The following is a 23,024-nucleotide window of genomic DNA, read 5'->3' on the forward strand; positions in this document are numbered from 1 at the left end:
GCTCTACGAAAGGTGCTGGTATGAAAAGCAATAAACATTCTCTGAAGTTAACTAAGCTGGCCTCAGCAATCAGAATGTCAAATCTGACATGTTTTGGAATGGTAGCTGGAATACTAAGCCCTTTGGTTCATGCTGCGCCACAGAATGGTGTAATTACCGTCGGCGCTGAAGATAGCAGTATAACTACGGTTGGTAATGTAACCACCATTACTCAAGGCCAAGATCTTTTAGCGATTGATTGGGATTCGTTTGATGTTGAGGAAGATGAGATAGTTAGTTTTCTGCAGTCAGAAAGCGATATTGCTATCAATAGAATTCTTGACGAAAGCGCAAGTACGATTCACGGGTCAATACAGGCAGATGGTCATGTTATTTTGGTGAACCCTCGGGGGGTTCTCTTCACGGAAACAGCGACAGTAAATGTAGGCGCACTCACTGTTTCTGGGCTTGCTATTGACCCGAGTGAATACTCGGATGATGAATTTTTAAACTCGGACTTCGTACTTGAAAGTGCCGGCGTTGATGGTCAAGCGGGCTTTGTTATTAATAGAGGCGTTATTAACGCATCTAGTGCAGTCCTCGTAGGTAAGTACGTAGAGAACAGCCTTGGAGATACCTCTCTCGCTGACACAACCGGACTGATTCAAGCTGAGTTAGTGGTTTTAGCAGCAGGGGATGCAGCTGCTTTAACCTTTGACTCCGATGGGTTGATCGGAGTTGAGGTGACATCTGCTGTAGCGGAAAATACGCTAGGTGTTGAAAGTGCGGTGCTTAATAGTGGTTCTATTGAGTCTGCAACTGTCTTAATGGAAGCGAATGTATCTAGTGATTTATTCACTGCTGCCGTAAATAATGAAGGCTCTATTCAGGCTAGAGGTATTGATACCAGTGATGGAAAAATTCGTCTTTTTGGTTCTGGTGGGAGTGTTATTAACAGTGGAGATCTAGAGGTTTCTCTTCTATCTGACGGAGTAATTGAAGATGTCAATGCGCAACTTGAGGTTAACACGACAGATTCATTTGTTAATACTGGTTCTATCGAGGCTACTAATTTTTCATTCTTAGTGGGGCAGTCTGGCGAGGGCTCAGAAAACGAACTTGGTGATATAGAATTTTCTGGAACTGCGGTAATCACCGGTGGTGAAGGAGAAGATAAATATACGCTTTCATCCGAAGCTGAATATATTAGCTCCGGGGCTGTAGAGCATAGTTTTAGTGTTTCCAAGAGTGAGGATGATTCCGCCACTAGTATATCTTTTAGCGATATAGAAGTAGTAGATGCCGGCTCTAATAGTGGCGTTACTGATAAGTTAATTACCGCCACCCAGGCAGATTTAACCGGTGCTGAAAAAGAGCTTGTTAATAATGGGACTACTTTTCAGAATTTGGATGCGGTAGATTTTAGTAATACCACAACCGGCATTATTGCGGGTTCCAGCAGTAGTGATACTTTCGAGATCGTCAGCAGCTCGGAACTTATTGCTAACGATATCACTTTTACCGACTTTAAAAGCACCATCGATGCGGGCGTCGAGTCGGATGCCAGTGATGCGGATATCCTGACTACCGCAACACAAGTAAATCTCACCGGTACTGCCAAAGAACTAATTAATACCGGTATCACTTTCCAAAATATGGATAGTGTGACGTTTACTGATAGCATAACAGGGGTAATCGTTGGTTCTGAGGAGAGTGATACCTTTACTCTGGTGAGTGACAGTGAAATCACTGCGAATGAGATTGCGTTTACCGGCTTTAATCGCGCTATTGATGCTAATAGCAAAGGGGATGGTTCAGATACCGATATCCTACTGGGCACCGATGGAGTAGATGAGTTTGCCATTACCGATAGCGGTGATCTAGAAGTTGGTGGCAACCTTGTCTTTAGCAACCTGGAAATTGTTGATGCCGGTGCTGATAGCGGTGTTATAGATACTTTAACTACCGCAACACAAGTGGACCTCACCGGCACCGCCAAAGAGTTGATTAATACCGGCATTACTTTCCAAAACTTGGACAGTGTGGCGTTTAGCGATGCCACAACGGGCATTATTGCGGGCTCCAGTAACAGTGACACTTTCGAAATCGTCAGCAGCTCGGAACTTATTGCTAACGACATCACTTTTACCGACTTTAATAGCACCATCGATGCGGGCGTCGAGTCGGATGCCAGTGATGCGGATATCCTGGCTACCGCAACACAAGTAGATCTCACCGGTACTGCCAAAGAACTAATTAATACCGGTATCACTTTCCAAAATATGGATAGTGTGACGTTTACTGATAGCATAACAGGGGTAATTGTTGGTTCTGAGGAGAGTGATACCTTTACTCTGGTGAGTGACAGTGAAATCACTGCGAATGAGATTGCGTTTACCGGCTTTAATCGCGCTATTGATGCTAATAGCAAAGGGGATGGTTCAGATACCGATATCCTACTGGGCACCGATGGAGTAGATGAGTTTGCCATTACCGATAGCGGTGATCTAGAAGTTGGTGGCAACCTTGTCTTTAGCAACCTGGAAATTGTTGATGCCGGTGCTGATAGCGGTGTTATAGATACTTTAACTACCGCAACACAAGTAGATCTCACCGGCACCGCCAAAGAGTTGATTAATACCGGCATTACTTTCCAAAACTTGGACAGTGTGGCGTTTAGCGATGCCACAACGGGCATTATTGCAGGTTCCAGTAACAGTGATACTTTCGAGGTCGTCAGCAGCTCGGAACTTATTGCTAACGACATCACTTTTACCGACTTTAATAGCACCATCGACGCGGGCGTCGAGTCGGATGCTAGTGATGCGGATATCCTGACTACCGCAACACAAGTAGATCTCACCGGTACTGCCAAAGAGCTAATTAATACCGGTATCACTTTCCAGAATATGGATAGTGTGACGTTTACTGATAGCACAACAGGGGTAATCGTTGGTTCTGAGGAGAGTGATACCTTTGCTCTGGTGAGTTACAGTGAAATCACTGCGAATGAGATTGCATTTACCGGCTTTAATCGCACTATTGATGCTAATAGCAAAGGGGATGGTTCAGATACTGATGTCTTACTGGGCACCGATGGAGTAGATGAGTTTGCCATTACTGATAGTGGTGATCTAGAAGTTGGTGGCAGCCTTGTCTTTAGCAACCTGGAAATTGTTGATGCCGGTGCTGATAGCGGTGTTATAGATACTTTAACTACTGCAACACAAGTTGATCTCACCGGTACCGCCAAAGAGCTAATTAATACCGGCATTACTTTCCAAAACTTGGACAGTGTGGCGTTTAGCGATGCCACAACCGGCATTATTGCGGGCTCCAGTAACAGTGATACTTTCGAGATCGTCAGCAGCTCGGAAATCACTGCAAACGAGATTAGCTTTACGGGCTTTAACAGCACCATCGACGCGGGCATCGAGTCCGATGCCAGTGATGCGGATACCCTGATTACCGCTTCTCAGGTAGATCTTACCGGTACTGCCAAAGAGCTAATTAATACCGGCATCACTTTCCAGAATATGGACAGTGTGGCGTTTAGCGATGCCACAACCGGCATTATTGCAGGTTCCAGCAACAGTGATACTTTTGAGGTCGTCAGCAGCTCGGAACTTATTGCTAACGACATCACTTTTACTGACTTTAACAGCACTATCGATGCGGGTACCGAATCCGATGCCAGTGATGCGGACACCTTGATTACCGCAACACAAGTAGATCTCACCGGTACTGCCAAAGAGCTAATTAATACCGGTATCACTTTCCAGAATATGGATAGTGTGACGTTTACTGATAGCACAACAGGGGTAATCGTTGGTTCTGAGGAGAGTGATACCTTTGCTCTGGTGAGTGACAGTGAAATCACTGCGAATGAGATTGCATTTACCGGCTTTAATCGCACTATTGATGCTAATAGCAAAGGGGATGGTTCAGATATCGATGTCTTACTGGGCACCGATGGAGTAGATGAGTTTGCCATTACTGATAGCGGTGATCTAGAAGTTGGTGGCAGCCTTGTCTTTAGCAACCTGGAAATTGTTGATGCCGGTGCTGATAGCGGTGTTATAGATACTTTAACTACCGCAACACAAGTTGATCTCACCGGTACTGCCAAGGAGCTAATTAATACCGGCATCACTTTCCAAAATATGGACAGTGTGGCGTTTAGCGATGCCACAACCGGCATAATTGCGGGCTCCAGTAACAGTGATACTTTCGAGATCGTCAGCAGCTCGGAAATTACCGCAAACGAGATTAGCTTTACGGGCTTTAACAGCACCATCGACGCGGGTATCGAGTCGGATGCCAGTGATGCGGATACCCTGATTACCGCAACACAAGTAGATCTCACCGGTACTGCCAAAGAACTAATTAATACCGGCATCACTTTCCAGAATATGGACAGTGTGGCGTTTAGTGATGCCACAACCGGCATTATTGCGGGCTCCAGTAACAGTGATACTTTCGAGATCGTCAGCAGCTCGGAAATTACCGCAAACGAGATTAGCTTTACGGGCTTTAACAGCACTATCGACGCGGGCGTCGAGTCGGATGCCAGTGATGCGGATACCCTGATTACCGCAACACAAGTAGATCTCACCGGTACTGCCAAAGAGCTAATTAATACCGGCATCACTTTCCAAAATATGGACAGTGTGGCGTTTAGCGATGCCACAACCGGCACAATTGCGGGCTCCAGTAACAGTGATACTTTCGAGATCGTCAGCAGCTCGAAAATTACCGCAAATGAGATTAGCTTTACGGGCTTTAACAGCACCATCGACGCGGGTATCGAGTCCGATGTCAGTGATGCGGATACCCTGATTACCGCAACACAAGTAGATCTCACCGGTACTGCTAAAGAGCTGATTAATACCGGTATCACTTTCCAGAATATGGATAGTGTGACGTTTACTGATAGCACAACAGGGGTAATCGTTGGTTCTGAGGAGAGTGATACCTTTGCTCTGGTGAGTGACAGTGAAATCACTGCGAATGAGATTGCATTTACCGGCTTTAATCGCACTATTGATGCTAATAGCAAAGGGGATGGTTCAGATACCGATATCCTACTGGGTACCGATGGCGTAGATGAGTTTGCCATTACTGATAGCGGTGATCTAGAAGTTGGTGGCAGCCTTGTCTTTAGCAACCTGGAAATTGTTGATGCCGGTGCTGATAGCGGTGTTATAGATACTTTAACTACTGCAACACAAGTAGATCTCACCGGTACTGCCAAAGAGCTAATTAATACCGGCATCACTTTCCAAAATATGGACAGTGTGGCGTTTAGCGATGCCACAACCGGCATTATTGCGGGCTCCAGTAACAGTGATACTTTCGAGATCGTCAGCAGCTCGGAAATCACTGCAAACGAGATTAGCTTTACGGGCTTTAACAGCACCATCGACGCGGGCGTCGAGTCCGATGCCAGTGATGCGGATACCCTGATTACCGCAACACAAGTAGATCTCACCGGTACTGCCAAAGAGCTAATTAATACCGGCATCACTTTCCAGAATATGGACAGTGTGGCGTTTAGTGATGCCACAACCGGCATTATTGCGGGCTCCAGTAACAGTGATACTTTCGAGATCGTCAGCAGCTCGGAAATCACTGCAAACGAGATTAGCTTTACGGGCTTTAACAGCACCATCGACGCGGGCGTCGAGTCCGATGCCAGTGATGCGGATACCCTGATTACCGCAACACAAGTAGATCTCACCGGTACTGCCAAAGAGCTAATTAATACCGGCATCACTTTCCAAAATATGGACAGTGTGGCGTTTAGCGATGCCACAACCGGCATAATTGCGGGCTCCAGTAACAGTGATACTTTCGAGATCGTCAGCAGCTCGGAAATTACCGCAAACGAGATTAGCTTTACGGGCTTTAACAGCACCATCGACGCGGGTATCGAGTCGGATGCCAGTGATGCGGATACCCTGATTACCGCAACACAAGTAGATCTCACCGGTACTGCCAAAGAACTAATTAATACCGGCATCACTTTCCAGAATATGGACAGTGTGGCGTTTAGTGATGCCACAACCGGCATTATTGCGGGCTCCAGTAACAGTGATACTTTCGAGATCGTCAGTAGCTCGGAAATTACCGCAAACGAGATTAGCTTTACGGGCTTTAACAGCACCATCGACGCGGGCGTCGAGTCGGATGCCAGTGATGCGGATACCCTGATTACCGCAACACAAGTAGATCTCACCGGTACTGCCAAAGAACTAATTAATACCGGCATCACTTTCCAGAATATGGACAGTGTGGCGTTTAGTGATGCCACAACCGGCATTATTGCGGGCTCCAGTAACAGTGATACTTTCGAGATCGTCAGCAGCTCGGAAATCACTGCAAACGAGATTAGCTTTACGGGCTTTAACAGCACCATCGACGCGGGCGTCGAGTCCGATGCCAGTGATGCGGATACCCTGATTACCGCAACACAAGTAGATCTCACCGGTACTGCCAAAGAGCTAATTAATACCGGCATCACTTTCCAAAATATGGACAGTGTGGCGTTTAGCGATGCCACAACCGGCATAATTGCGGGCTCCAGTAACAGTGATATTTTCGAGATCGTCAGTAGCTCGGAAATCACTGCAAACGAGATTAGCTTTACGGGCTTTAACAGCACCATCGACGCGGGCGTCGAGTCCGATGCCAGTGATGCGGATACCCTGATTACCGCAACACAAGTAGATCTCACCGGTACTGCCAAAGAGCTAATTAATACCGGCATCACTTTCCAGAATATGGACAGTGTGGCGTTTAGTGATGCCACAACCGGCATTATTGCGGGCTCCAGTAACAGTGATACTTTCGAGATCGTCAGCAGCTCGGAAATCACTGCAAACGAGATTAGCTTTACGGGCTTTAACAGCACCATCGACGCGGGCGTCGAGTCCGATGCCAGTGATGCGGATACCCTGATTACCGCAACACAAGTAGATCTCACCGGTACTGCCAAAGAGCTAATTAATACCGGCATCACTTTCCAAAATATGGACAGTGTGGCGTTTAGCGATGCCACAACCGGCATAATTGCGGGCTCCAGTAACAGTGATACTTTCGAGATCGTCAGCAGCTCGGAAATTACCGCAAACGAGATTAGCTTTACGGGCTTTAACAGCACCATCGACGCGGGTATCGAGTCGGATGCCAGTGATGCGGATACCCTGATTACCGCAACACAAGTAGATCTCACCGGTACTGCCAAAGAACTAATTAATACCGGCATCACTTTCCAGAATATGGACAGTGTGGCGTTTAGTGATGCCACAACCGGCATTATTGCGGGCTCCAGTAACAGTGATACTTTCGAGATCGTCAGTAGCTCGGAAATTACCGCAAACGAGATTAGCTTTACGGGCTTTAACAGCACCATCGACGCGGGCGTCGAGTCGAATGCCAGTGATGCGGATACCCTGATTACCGCAACACAAGTAGATCTCACCGGTACTGCCAAAGAGCTGATTAATACCGGCATCACTTTCCAAAATATGGACAGTGTGGCGTTTAGCGATGCCACAACCGGCACAATTGCGGGCTCCAGTAACAGTGATACTTTCGAGATCGTCAGCAGCTCGGAAATCACTGCAAACGAGATTAGCTTTACGGGCTTTAACAGCACCATCGACGCGGGTATCGAGTCGGATGCCAGTGATGCGGATACCCTGATTACCGCAACACAAGTAGATCTCACCGGTACTGCCAAAGAACTAATTAATACCGGCATCACTTTCCAGAATATGGATAGTGTGACGTTTACTGATAGCACAACAGGGGTAATCGTTGGTTCTGAGGAGAGTGATACCTTTGCTCTGGTGAGTGACAGTGAAATCACTGCGAATGAGATTGCATTTACCGGCTTTAATCGCACTATTGATGCTAATAGCAAAGGGGATGGTTCAGATACCGATATCTTACTGGGCACCGATGGAGTAGATGAGTTTGCCATTACTGATAGCGGTGATCTAGAAGTTGGTGGCAGCCTTGTCTTTAGCAACCTGGAAATTGTTGATGCCGGTGCTGATAGCGGTGTTATAGATACTTTAACTACTGCAACACAAGTTGATCTCACCGGTACTGCCAAAGAGCTAATTAATACCGGCATCACTTTCCAAAATATGGACAGTGTGGCGTTTAGCGATGCCACAACGGGCATTATTGCGGGCTCCAGTAACAGTGATACTTTCGAGATCGTCAGCAGCTCGGAAATCACTGCAAACGAGATTAGCTTTACGGGCTTTAACAGCACCATCGACGCGGGTATCGAGTCCGATGCCAGTGATGCGGATACCCTGATTACCGCTTCTCAGGTAGATCTCACCGGTACTGCTAAAGAGCTGATTAATACCGGTATCACTTTCCAGAATATGGATAGTGTGACGTTTACTGATAGCACAACAGGGGTAATCGTTGGTTCTGAGGAGAGTGATACCTTTGCTCTGGTGAGTGACAGTGAAATCACTGCGAATGAGATTGCATTTACCGGCTTTAATCGCACTATTGATGCTAATAGCAAAGGGGATGGTTCAGATACCGATATCCTACTGGGTACCGATGGCGTAGATGAGTTTGCCATTACTGATAGCGGTGATCTAGAAGTTGGTGGCAGCCTTGTCTTTAGCAACCTGGAAATTGTTGATGCCGGTGCTGATAGCGGTGTTATAGATACTTTAACTACTGCAACACAAGTAGATCTCACCGGTACTGCCAAAGAGCTAATTAATACCGGCATCACTTTCCAAAATATGGACAGTGTGGCGTTTAGCGATGCCACAACCGGCATTATTGCGGGCTCCAGTAACAGTGATACTTTCGAGATCGTCAGCAGCTCGGAAATCACTGCAAACGAGATTAGCTTTACGGGCTTTAACAGCACCATCGACGCGGGTATCGAGTCCGATGCCAGTGATGCGGATACCCTGATTACCGCAACACAAGTAGATCTCACCGGTACTGCCAAAGAACTAATTAATACCGGCATCACTTTCCAGAATATGGACAGTGTGGCGTTTAGTGATGCCACAACCGGCATTATTGCGGGCTCCAGTAACAGTGATACTTTCGAGATCGTCAGCAGCTCGGAAATCACTGCAAACGAGATTAGCTTTACGGGCTTTAACAGCACCATCGACGCGGGCGTCGAGTCCGATGCCAGTGATGCGGATACCCTGATTACCGCAACACAAGTAGATCTCACCGGTACTGCCAAAGAGCTAATTAATACCGGCATCACTTTCCAAAATATGGACAGTGTGGCGTTTAGCGATGCCACAACCGGCATAATTGCGGGCTCCAGTAACAGTGATACTTTCGAGATCGTCAGTAGCTCGGAAATCACTGCAAACGAGATTAGCTTTACGGGCTTTAACAGCACCATCGACGCGGGTATCGAGTCCGATGCCAGTGATGCGGATACCCTGATTACCGCAACACAAGTAGATCTCACCGGTACTGCCAAAGAACTAATTAATACCGGCATCACTTTCCAGAATATGGACAGTGTGGCGTTTAGTGATGCCACAACCGGCATTATTGCGGGCTCCAGTAACAGTGATACTTTCGAGATCGTCAGCAGCTCGGAAATCACTGCAAACGAGATTAGCTTTACGGGCTTTAACAGCACCATCGACGCGGGCGTCGAGTCCGATGCCAGTGATGCGGATACCCTGATTACCGCAACACAAGTAGATCTCACCGGTACTGCCAAAGAGCTAATTAATACCGGCATCACTTTCCAAAATATGGACAGTGTGGCGTTTAGCGATGCCACAACCGGCATAATTGCGGGCTCCAGTAACAGTGATACTTTCGAGATCGTCAGCAGCTCGGAAATTACCGCAAACGAGATTAGCTTTACGGGCTTTAACAGCACCATCGACGCGGGTATCGAGTCGGATGCCAGTGATGCGGATACCCTGATTACCGCAACACAAGTAGATCTCACCGGTACTGCCAAAGAACTAATTAATACCGGCATCACTTTCCAGAATATGGACAGTGTGGCGTTTAGTGATGCCACAACCGGCATTATTGCGGGCTCCAGTAACAGTGATACTTTCGAGATCGTCAGTAGCTCGGAAATTACCGCAAACGAGATTAGCTTTACGGGCTTTAACAGCACCATCGACGCGGGCGTCGAGTCGGATGCCAGTGATGCGGATACCCTGATTACCGCAACACAAGTAGATCTCACCGGTACTGCCAAAGAACTAATTAATACCGGCATCACTTTCCAGAATATGGACAGTGTGGCGTTTAGTGATGCCACAACCGGCATTATTGCGGGCTCCAGTAACAGTGATACTTTCGAGATCGTCAGCAGCTCGGAAATCACTGCAAACGAGATTAGCTTTACGGGCTTTAACAGCACCATCGACGCGGGCGTCGAGTCCGATGCCAGTGATGCGGATACCCTGATTACCGCAACACAAGTAGATCTCACCGGTACTGCCAAAGAGCTAATTAATACCGGCATCACTTTCCAAAATATGGACAGTGTGGCGTTTAGCGATGCCACAACCGGCATAATTGCGGGCTCCAGTAACAGTGATATTTTCGAGATCGTCAGTAGCTCGGAAATCACTGCAAACGAGATTAGCTTTACGGGCTTTAACAGCACCATCGACGCGGGCGTCGAGTCCGATGCCAGTGATGCGGATACCCTGATTACCGCAACACAAGTAGATCTCACCGGTACTGCCAAAGAGCTAATTAATACCGGCATCACTTTCCAGAATATGGACAGTGTGGCGTTTAGTGATGCCACAACCGGCATTATTGCGGGCTCCAGTAACAGTGATACTTTCGAGATCGTCAGCAGCTCGGAAATCACTGCAAACGAGATTAGCTTTACGGGCTTTAACAGCACCATCGACGCGGGCGTCGAGTCCGATGCCAGTGATGCGGATACCCTGATTACCGCAACACAAGTAGATCTCACCGGTACTGCCAAAGAGCTAATTAATACCGGCATCACTTTCCAAAATATGGACAGTGTGGCGTTTAGCGATGCCACAACCGGCATAATTGCGGGCTCCAGTAACAGTGATACTTTCGAGATCGTCAGCAGCTCGGAAATTACCGCAAACGAGATTAGCTTTACGGGCTTTAACAGCACCATCGACGCGGGTATCGAGTCGGATGCCAGTGATGCGGATACCCTGATTACCGCAACACAAGTAGATCTCACCGGTACTGCCAAAGAACTAATTAATACCGGCATCACTTTCCAGAATATGGACAGTGTGGCGTTTACTGATAGCACAACAGGGGTAATCGTTGGTTCTGAGGAGAGTGATACCTTTGCTCTGATGAGTGACAGTGAAATCACTGCGAATGAGATTGCATTTACCGGCTTTAATCGCACTATTGATGCTAATAGCAAAGGGGATGGTTCAGATACCGATATCCTACTGGGCACCGATGGAGTAGATGAGTTTGTTCTTACTGATAGCGGTGATCTAGAAGTTGGTGGCAGCCTTGTCTTTAGCAACCTGGAAACTGTTGATGCGCTTGGCGGAGCAGATACGCTCGAAGTCGATGAAGCTTATATAGACGACGGTGAAATTAATGGCATTCTATTCCTTAATTTAAGTGACATCGCTGCGAGCTACCTGTCGATTGGAGCAGATCAGTCAGGTGACTTTCATGTTCTTGGGAGTGGTCATATCGCATCAGATACCGATGGTGATCTGAGCAATGGATATGAATACAACTTCACGAGTGTGGAAAATGTAATAACTAATGGGTTTGCAAATAGTGTTACAGGCTATACAGGTGAGGATTGGATTGTTACAGCAGAAAATGCAGCAACCAATTACGAGATAAATTTTGAAGGTGTAACCCTTCTAATTGCTGACGATGCTGGAGTAATAGGCTTAGATGGTTATGGCTGGGCGCTGGCAAGTAGTGATAATCAGGTGGTCCATGCTGGAATTACTATTGCTGATGCCGGCACTGTGAGTGGCGGCAATGGTGCCCTCAGCAGTATCTATGATGACCACTACATCTTTAATGATGACGCCGACGAAGTGACCGTCGACAGCATGGTCTTCGCCGACCTCAGCAGCATCGCCGCCAGCGGCAGTGCCGACAGTGTCAGCGGCGGCGCCAACTACGGCTGGAGCCTGACCGCCACCGACAACCAAGTGGTGCACAACGGCGTCACCATCACCGGCGCCGAAGCCCTGAGCGGTGGCGACGGCAGCCTGAGCAGCAGCGAAACCGACAGCTACAGCTTTAATGATGACGCCGACGAAGTGACCGTCGACAGCATGGTCTTCGCCGACCTCAGCAGCATCGCCGCCAGCGGCAGTGCCGACAGTGTCAGCGGCGGCGCCAACTACGGCTGGAGCCTGACCGCCACCGACAACCAAGTGGTGCACAACGGCGTCACCATCACCGGCGCCGAAGCCCTGAGCGGTGGCGACGGCAGCCTGAGCAGCAGTGAAACCGACAGCTACAGCTTTAATGATGACGCCGACGAAGTGACCGTCGACAGCATGGTCTTCGCCGACCTCAGCAGCATCGCCGCCAGCGGCAGTGCCGACAGTGTCAGCGGCGGCGCCAACTACGGCTGGAGCCTGACCGCCACCGACAACCAAGTGGTGCACAACGGCGTCACCATCACCGGCGCCGAAGCCCTGAGCGGTGGCGACGGCAGCCTGAGCAGCAGCGAAACCGACAGCTACAGCTTTAATGATGACGCCGACGAAGTGACCGTCGACAGCATGGTCTTCGCCGACCTCAGCAGCATCGCCGCCAGCGGCAGTGCCGACAGTGTCAGCGGCGGCGCCAACTACGGCTGGAGCCTGACTGCCACCGACAACCAAGTGGTGCACAACGGCGTCACCATCACCGGCGCCGAAGCCCTGAGCGGTGGCGACGGCAGCCTGAGCAGCAGTGAAACCGACAGCTACAGCTTTAATGATGACGCCGACGAAGTGACCGTCGACAGCATGGTCTTCGCCGACCTCAGCAGCATCGCCGCCAGCGGCAGTGCCGACAGTGTCAGCGGCGGCGCCAACTACGGCTGGAGCCTGACCGCCACCGACAACCAAGTGGTGCACAACGGCGTCACCATCACCGGCGCCGAAGCCCTGAGCGGTGGCGACGGCAGCCTGAGCAGCAGCGAAACCGACAGCTACAGCTTTAATGATGACGCCGACGAAGTGACCGTCGACAGCATGGTCTTCGCCGGCCTCAGCAGCATCGCCGCCAGCGGCAGTGCCGACAGTGTCAGCGGCGGCGCCAACTACGGCTGGAGCCTGACCGCCACCGACAACCAAGTGGTGCACAACGGCGTCACCATCACCGGCGCCGAAGCCCTGAGCGGTGGCGACGGCAGCCTGAGCAGCAGTGAAACCGACAGCTACAGCTTTAATGATGACGCCGACGAAGTGACCGTCGACAGCATGGTCTTCGCCGACCTCAGCAGCATCGCCGCCAGCGGCAGTGCCGACAGTGTCAGCGGCGGCGCCAACTACGGCTGGAGCCTGACCGCCACCGACAACCAAGTGGTGCACAACGGCGTCACCATCACCGGCGCCGAAGCCCTGAGCGGTGGCGACGGCAGCCTGAGCAGCAGCGAAACCGACAGCTACAGCTTTAATGATGACGCCGACGAAGTGACCGTCGACAGCATGGTCTTCGCCGACCTCAGCAGCATCGCCGCCAGCGGCAGTGCCGACAGTGTCAGCGGCGGCGCCAACTACGGCTGGAGCCTGACTGCCACCGACAACCAAGTGGTGCACAACGGCGTCACCATCACCGGCGCCGAAGCCCTGAGCGGTGGCGACGGCAGCCTGAGCAGCAGTGAAACCGACAGCTACAGCTTTAATGATGACGCCGACGAAGTGACCGTCGACAGCATGGTCTTCGCCGACCTCAGCAGCATCGCCGCCAGCGGCAGTGCCGACAGTGTCAGCGGCGGCGCCAACTACGGCTGGAGCCTGACCGCCACCGACAACCAAGTGGTGCACAACGGCGTCACCATCACCGGCGCCGAAGCCCTGAGCGGTGGCGACGGCAGCCTGAGCAGCAGCGAAACCGACAGCTACAGCTTTAATGATGACGCCGACGAAGTGACCGTCGACAGCATGGTCTTCGCCGGCCTCAGCAGCATCGCCGCCAGCGGCAGTGCCGACAGTGTCAGCGGCGGCGCCAACTACGGCTGGAGCCTGACCGCCACCGACAACCAAGTGGTGCACAACGGCGTCACCATCACCGGCGCCGAAGCCCTGAGCGGTGGCGACGGCAGCCTGAGCAGCAGTGAAACCGACAGCTACAGCTTTAATGATGACGCCGACGAAGTGACCGTCGACAGCATGGTCTTCGCCGGCCTCAGCAGCATCGCCGCCAGCGGCAGTGCCGACAGTGTCAGCGGCGGCGCCAACTACGGCTGGAGCCTGACCGCCACCGACAACCAAGTGGTGCACAACGGCGTCACCATCACCGGCGCCGAAGCCCTGAGCGGTGGCGACGGCAGCCTGAGCAGCAGTGAAACCGACAGCTACAGCTTTAATGATGACGCCGACGAAGTGACCGTCGACAGCATGGTCTTCGCCGACCTCAGCAGCATCGCCGCCAGCGGCAGTGCCGACAGTGTCAGCGGCGGCGCCAACTACGGCTGGAGCCTGACCGCCACCGACAACCAAGTGGTGCACAACGGCGTCACCATCACCGGCGCCGAAGCCCTGAGCGGTGGCGACGGCAGCCTGAGCAGCAGCGAAACCGACAGCTACAGCTTTAATGATGACGCCGACGAAGTGACCGTCGACAGCATGGTCTTCGCCGACCTCAGCAGCATCGCCGCCAGCGGCAGTGCCGACAGTGTCAGCGGCGGCGCCAACTACGGCTGGAGCCTGACCGCCACCGACAACCAAGTGGTGCACAACGGCGTCACCATCACCGGCGCCGAAGCCCTGAGCGGTGGCGACGGCAGCCTGAGCAGCAGCGAAACCGACAGCTACAGCTTTAATGATGACGCCGACGAAGTGACCGTCGACAGCATGGTCTTCGCCGACCTCAGCAGCATCGCCGCCAGCGGCAGTGCCGACAGTGTCAGCGGCGGCGCCAACTACGGCTGGAGCCTGACCGCCACCGACAACCAAGTGGTGCACAACGGCGTCACCATCACCGGCGCCGAAGCCCTGAGCGGTGGCGACGGCAGCCTGAGCAGCAGCGAAACCGACAGCTACAGCTTTAATGATGACGCCGACGAAGTGACCGTCGACAGCATGGTCTTCGCCGGCCTCAGCAGCATCGCCGCCAGCGGCAGTGCCGACAGTGTCAGCGGCGGCGCCAACTACGGCTGGAGCCTGACCGCCACCGACAACCAAGTGGTGCACAACGGCGTCACCATCACCGGCGCCGAAGCCCTGAGCGGTGGCGACGGCAGCCTGAGCAGCAGCGAAACCGACAGCTACAGCTTTAATGATGACGCCGACGAAGTGACCGTCGACAGCATGGTCTTCGCCGACCTCAGCAGCATCGCCGCCAGCGGCAGTGCCGACAGTGTCAGCGGCGGCGCCAACTACGGCTGGAGCCTGACTGCCACCGACAACCAAGTGGTGCACAACGGCGTCACCATCACCGGCGCCGAAGCCCTGAGCGGTGGCGACGGCAGCCTGAGCAGCAGTGAAACCGACAGCTACAGCTTTAATGATGACGCCGACGAAGTGACCGTCGACAGCATGGTCTTCGCCGACCTCAGCAGCATCGCCGCCAGCGGCAGTGCCGACAGTGTCAGCGGCGGCGCCAACTACGGCTGGAGCCTGACCGCCACCGACAACCAAGTGGTGCACAACGGCGTCACCATCACCGGCGCCGAAGCCCTGAGCGGTGGCGACGGCAGCCTGAGCAGCAGCGAAACCGACAGCTACAGCTTTAATGATGACGCCGACGAAGTGACCGTCGACAGCATGGTCTTCGCCGGCCTCAGCAGCATCGCCGCCAGCGGCAGTGCCGACAGTGTCAGCGGCGGCGCCAACTACGGCTGGAGCCTGACCGCCACCGACAACCAAGTGGTGCACAACGGCGTCACCATCACCGGCGCCGAAGCCCTGAGCGGTGGCGACGGCAGCCTGAGCAGCAGTGAAACCGACAGCTACAGCTTTAATGATGACGCCGACGAAGTGACCGTCGACAGCATGGTCTTCGCCGACCTCAGCAGCATCGCCGCCAGCGGCAGTGCCGACAGTGTCAGCGGCGGCGCCAACTACGGCTGGAGCCTGACCGCCACCGACAACCAAGTGGTGCACAACGGCGTCACCATCACCGGCGCCGAAGCCCTGAGCGGTGGCGACGGCAGCCTGAGCAGCAGCGAAACCGACAGCTACAGCTTTAATGATGACGCCGACGAAGTGACCGTCGACAGCATGGTCTTCGCCGACCTCAGCAGCATCGCCGCCAGCGGCAGTGCCGACAGTGTCAGCGGCGGCGCCAACTACGGCTGGAGCCTGACTGCCACCGACAACCAAGTGGTGCACAACGGCGTCACCATCACCGGCGCCGAAGCCCTGAGCGGTGGCGACGGCAGCCTGAGCAGCAGCGAAACCGACAGCTACAGCTTTAATGATGACGCCGACGAAGTGACCGTCGACAGCATGGTCTTCGCCGACCTCAGCAGCATCGCCGCCAGCGGCAGTGCCGACAGTGTCAGCGGCGGCGCCAACTACGGCTGGAGCCTGACCGCCACCGACAACCAAGTGGTGCACAACGGCGTCACCATCACCGGCGCCGAAGCCCTGAGCGGTGGCGACGGCAGCCTGAGCAGCAGCGAAACCGACAGCTACAGCTTTAATGATGACGCCGACGAAGTGACCGTCGACAGCATGGTCTTCGCCGGCCTCAGCAGCATCGCCGCCAGCGGCAGTGCCGACAGTGTCAGCGGCGGCGCCAACTACGGCTGGAGCCTGACCGCCACCGACAACCAAGTGGTGCACAACGGCGTCACCATCACCGGCGCCGAAGCCCTGAGCGGTGGCGACGGCAGCCTGAGCAGCAGTGAAACCGACAGCTACAGCTTTAATGATGACGCCGACGAAGTGACCGTCGACAGCATGGTCTTCGCCGACCTCAGCAGCATCGCCGCCAGCGGCAGTGCCGACAGTGTCAGCGGCGGCGCCAACTACGGCTGGAGCCTGACTGCCACCGACAACCAAGTGGTGCACAACGGCGTCACCATCACCGGCGCCGAAGCCCTGAGCGGTGGCGACGGCAGCCTGAGCAGCAGTGAAACCGACAGCTACAGCTTTAATGATGACGCCGACGAAGTGACCGTCGACAGCATGGTCTTCGCCGACCTCAGCAGCATCGCCGCCAGCGGCAGTGCCGACAGTGTCAGCGGCGGCGCCAACTACGGCTGGAGCCTGACTGCCACCGACAACCAAGTGGTGCACAACGGCGTCACCATCACCGGCGCCGAAGCCCTGAGCGGTGGCGACGGCAGCCTGAGCAGCAGTGAAACCGACAGCTACAGCTTTAATGATGACGCCGACGAAGTGACCGTCGACAGCATGGTCTTCGCCGACCTCAGCAGCATCGCCGCCAGCGGCAGTGCCGACAGTGTCAGCGGCGGCGCCAACTACGGCTGGAGCCTGACCGCCACCGACAACCAAGTGGTGCACAACGGCGTCACCATCACCGGCGCCGAAGCCCTGAGCGGTGGCGACGGCAGCCTGAGCAGCAGCGAAACCGACAGCTACAGCTTTAATGATGACGCCGACGAAGTGACCGTCGACAGCATGGTCTTCGCCGACCTCAGCAGCATCGCCGCCAGCGGCAGTGCCGACAGTGTCAGCGGCGGCGCCAACTACGGCTGGAGCCTGACCGCCACCGACAACCAAGTGGTGCACAACGGCGTCACCATCACCGGCGCCGAAGCCCTGAGCGGTGGCGACGGCAGCCTGAGCAGCAGCGAAACCGACAGCTACAGCTTTAATGATGACGCCGACGAAGTGACCGTCGACAGCATGGTCTTCGCCGGCCTCAGCAGCATCGCCGCCAGCGGCAGTGCCGACAGTGTCAGCGGCGGCGCCAACTACGGCTGGAGCCTGACCGCCACCGACAACCAAGTGGTGCACAACGGCGTCACCATCACCGGCGCCGAAGCCCTGAGCGGTGGCGACGGCAGCCTGAGCAGCAGCGAAACCGACAGCTACAGCTTTAATGATGACGCCGACGAAGTGACCGTCGACAGCATGGTCTTCGCCGACCTCAGCAGCATCGCCGCCAGCGGCAGTGCCGACAGTGTCAGCGGCGGCGCCAACTACGGCTGGAGCCTGACCGCCACCGACAACCAAGTGGTGCACAACGGCGTCACCATCACCGGCGCCGAAGCCCTGAGCGGTGGCGACGGCAGCCTGAGCAGCAGCGAAACCGACAGCTACAGCTTTAATGATGACGCCGACGAAGTGACCGTCGACAGCATGGTCTTCGCCGACCTCAGCAGCATCGCCGCCAGCGGCAGTGCCGACAGTGTCAGCGGCGGCGCCAACTACGGCTGGAGCCTGACCGCCACCGACAACCAAGTGGTGCACAACGGCGTCACCATCACCGGCGCCGAAGCCCTGAGCGGTGGCGACGGCAGCCTGAGCAGCAGTGAAACCGACAGCTACAGCTTTAATGATGACGCCGACGAAGTGACCGTCGACAGCATGGTCTTCGCCGACCTCAGCAGCATCGCCGCCAGCGGCAGTGCCGACAGTGTCAGCGGCGGCGCCAACTACGGCTGGAGCCTGACCGCCACCGACAACCAAGTGGTGCACAACGGCGTCACCATCACCGGCGCCGAAGCCCTGAGCGGTGGCGACGGCAGCCTGAGCAGCAGTGAAACCGACAGCTACAGCTTTAATGATGACGCCGACGAAGTGACCGTCGACAGCATGGTCTTCGCCGACCTCAGCAGCATCGCCGCCAGCGGCAGTGCCGACAGTGTCAGCGGCGGCGCCAACTACGGCTGGAGCCTGACTGCCACCGACAACCAAGTGGTGCACAACGGCGTCACCATCACCGGCGCCGAAGCCCTGAGCGGTGGCGACGGCAGCCTGAGCAGCAGTGAAACCGACAGCTACAGCTTTAATGATGACGCCGACGAAGTGACCGTCGACAGCATGGTCTTCGCCGACCTCAGCAGCATCGCCGCCAGCGGCAGTGCCGACAGTGTCAGCGGCGGCGCCAACTACGGCTGGAGCCTGACCGCCACCGACAACCAAGTGGTGCACAACGGCGTCACCATCACCGGCGCCGAAGCCCTGAGCGGTGGCGACGGCAGCCTGAGCAGCAGCGAAACCGACAGCTACAGCTTTAATGATGACGCCGACGAAGTGACCGTCGACAGCATGGTCTTCGCCGACCTCAGCAGCATCGCCGCCAGCGGCAGTGCCGACAGTGTCAGCGGCGGCGCCAACTACGGCTGGAGCCTGACTGCCACCGACAACCAAGTGGTGCACAACGGCGTCACCATCACCGGCGCCGAAGCCCTGAGCGGTGGCGACGGCAGCCTGAGCAGCAGTGAAACCGACAGCTACAGCTTTAATGATGACGCCGACGAAGTGACCGTCGACAGCATGGTCTTCGCCGACCTCAGCAGCATCGCCGCCAGCGGCAGTGCCGACAGTGTCAGCGGCGGCGCCAACTACGGCTGGAGCCTGACCGCCACCGACAACCAAGTGGTGCACAACGGCGTCACCATCACCGGCGCCGAAGCCCTGAGCGGTGGCGACGGCAGCCTGAGCAGCAGTGAAACCGACAGCTACAGCTTTAATGATGACGCCGACGAAGTGACCGTCGACAGCATGGTCTTCGCCGGCCTCAGCAGCATCGCCGCCAGCGGCAGTGCCGACAGTGTCAGCGGCGGCGCCAACTACGGCTGGAGCCTGACCGCCACCGACAACCAAGTGGTGCACAACGGCGTCACCATCACCGGCGCCGAAGCCCTGAGCGGTGGCGACGGCAGCCTGAGCAGCAGTGAAACCGACAGCTACAGCTTTAATGATGACGCCGACGAAGTGACCGTCGACAGCATGGTCTTCGCCGACCTCAGCAGCATCGCCGCCAGCGGCAGTGCCGACAGTGTCAGCGGCGGCGCCAACTACGGCTGGAGCCTGACCGCCACCGACAACCAAGTGGTGCACAACGGCGTCACCATCACCGGCGCCGAAGCCCTGAGCGGTGGCGACGGCAGCCTGAGCAGCAGCGAAACCGACAGCTACAGCTTTAATGATGACGCCGACGAAGTGACCGTCGACAGCATGGTCTTCGCCGACCTCAGCAGCATCGCCGCCAGCGGCAGTGCCGACAGTGTCAGCGGCGGCGCCAACTACGGCTGGAGCCTGACTGCCACCGACAACCAAGTGGTGCACAACGGCGTCACCATCACCGGCGCCGAAGCCCTGAGCGGTGGCGACGGCAGCCTGAGCAGCAGTGAAACCGACAGCTACAGCTTTAATGATGACGCCGACGAAGTGACCGTCGACAGCATGGTCTTCGCCGACCTCAGCAGCATCGCCGCCAGCGGCAGTGCCGACAGTGTCAGCGGCGGCGCCAACTACGGCTGGAGCCTGACCGCCACCGACAACCAAGTGGTGCACAACGGCGTCACCATCACCGGCGCCGAAGCCCTGAGCGGTGGCGACGGCAGCCTGAGCAGCAGTAATAGTGACGACTTCACTATTAGTAGTGAGGGTGGCGCTGCTTTGGTTACAGTCGACAATATGGAGTTTTCTGCGCTGTTTAGCATTGCAGCATCGGGAACCTCAGACTCGATTATTGGCACAGAAAGTATTAGTAGTGAGAGTTGGACCTTAGGTCAAAATCAGGGCGATATCGCTATCACGGGTATCGACTTCAGCGGCATTGAAATGGTGGATGCTGACAACGCAATTGTTGATGCAGCAACCTATGACCAGTCGGATGTATTTGAGCTAAGTAAGTTAGGGCAAGAACTGAAGGTTCGCGGAATTACTTTCAGCTCGGTTTCCCAAGTAGCTGCTGGCACAAGTGTTGGCGACCAAATTTCAAGTGATGCAACTAGTTGGCAACTCAGCGGTGTGAATGGCGAAGTCACAGTTAACGATGTTGAGTTTAGTGGTATAGATGCAGTTGCAACTAATAATGCTCAATTACTTGGTACTGGGGCTGATGACACTTTTGAGCTAACTGATAATGGGCTTGAGTCAGCGGGTATTTCTTTTACCGGAATTAATTTAGTTACAAGTTATGATGGTGCGGATAAGTTAATTGGTACTTCAGGTAATGATCAATTTACCCTCTCTTCTGAGGGGGATATCAGCGTTGCAGGTATCAATTTTACAGGCCTGGAAATACTTGATGCCGGGACTGGAGATGACACGGTAATCGCGGATGGAGCAACCTGGACTTCTAGCGTCAATGATAATTCGCTAGTAAGCGGCGGCGCTGTGGCTACGGTTAATAGTATTTCTGTCGAGTTTGATAATCTAGAACTTGTTGAGGGCGCCGGTGTTTATGTTGGCCAAGATGTTGCTAGTGAGTACGTATTTAGCAGCTTGGATACGATGACTGTAGGCGGGGTAACCTTTGCTGGTTTGGAGAGTTTATCTGCTGGTAGTGCTGAAGATTCGCTTTATGGCGCTAATGTGGATGCAAACTGGGATATAACGGCCTCGCAAAATAGTGTGTCGACAAGCGAGAAGTCACTTTCATTTAGCGGTATAGAATTTATTTATGCTGGTACTGGAGTGGATATCTTCAATTTGTCTGGGGGGCAGCTTAACGGTATAGACAGTGGAGAAGGCGACGATGCAGTAACGCTTTCTGGCACTACTATCGATAGTATTTCGCTAGGTGACGGTGACGACTATTTACAGGTGGATACTGCGGGAGATCGTGCTGTTGCACTTTCCGGTGGCTCTGGAAACGATTCCTTCCAGTACAATATGTCGGACGATGTTTGGCAGATTTTCTCTACAGGAAATAGTGTAGGTAATTACGATTTCTCTGAATTTGAGCTGCTTGATAACACCGCGAGTAATTTATCTCTGGAAACAGACTTGAGTTTTGATTTTGTCGATGGTGGCGATTACTCTGGTCCATTTAATAGTGACGGGGCGGGATTATCTTTCCATTCTAGTGGCATACGATTGGGCTACGATGGCACTGGAGATATTAGTGTGGTGAGCAGTTCGAGCGGCACTATCGGAGGTGTGCTGAAAGCAAATCGTGCAGAGCTTACCGTTGCTGGAGATGTAGATATTGAATCTGATGTTGGTGTTCTTGGGATAGCGACCTCTGGTCCTGATGTTGATATAACTGTACTGGCTCAAGAGGACCTGGTAATTGATGAAATCGATGCTGGGCGAGGTAACGTACAGCTGGCGAGCTTAGGCTTTGGGGCACTTACTGCTGAAACCTACGGAGATACACATATTACGGCAGCCAATGTCACTCTGGGAACGGATACAGAACTTTGGAGTGTGATTGGTAGTGAGTTGATACCTCTGCGTATGGATGCAACTCAGAACGTTGAAATCGTTTCTATTTCTTATTACGAACCGGAATTTATAAGCCAGGTGCCTAGCTTTACGAGTAAGGGTGATGAACTCCAATCTATCGCTGGCGCCCAAGCGGCTCAAGGCCTCAGGTCTGCGGTGCAAAATAGTGTGGAGGACTTCACGCAATTAGATCCTGCAATTTTCAGTGCTGTTAACCCATATACGAGTGGCGTGGATGCGGTAAATTCCCCGGAGATGCGATTGAAATCTGGGGAGCTGCAACCGGCGGCGGCAGCAGTAGAGGGTGTACCTGAAGCGAACTCTGATTTTGATGCGGTGCTAGATGAAGGAGCTTCAGACTCAACAGCAGATCAATCTGATCACATAGGGCTTTCGGGCAATGCGGGCATGTAATAAGGTTAATTGAGTTTAACTTTATTTAGAAAAAGCCGGCCCACGGGGCCGGCTTTTTTACATCGGGTGTTTTATCTTTTGAAGTAATCGAAAAGAAGCGGAGTGATCTTGGCAACTGTA

1 protein-coding gene is annotated in these 23,024 nt (G+C 53.8%); it reads left to right on the top strand.

Annotated elements, in window-relative coordinates; genetic code table 11:
• Positions 1 to 74: 74 nt before the first annotated feature.
• Positions 75 to 22,904 (top strand): beta strand repeat-containing protein, encoded by a 22,830-nt coding sequence (locus tag ACJJIY_RS06735; protein ID WP_445359329.1) that lies wholly within the window; start codon positions 75 to 77, stop codon positions 22,902 to 22,904.
• Positions 22,905 to 23,024: the final 120 nt, after the last annotated feature.

This window comes from Microbulbifer maximicatervae (SeqCode), assembly GCF_052468155.1.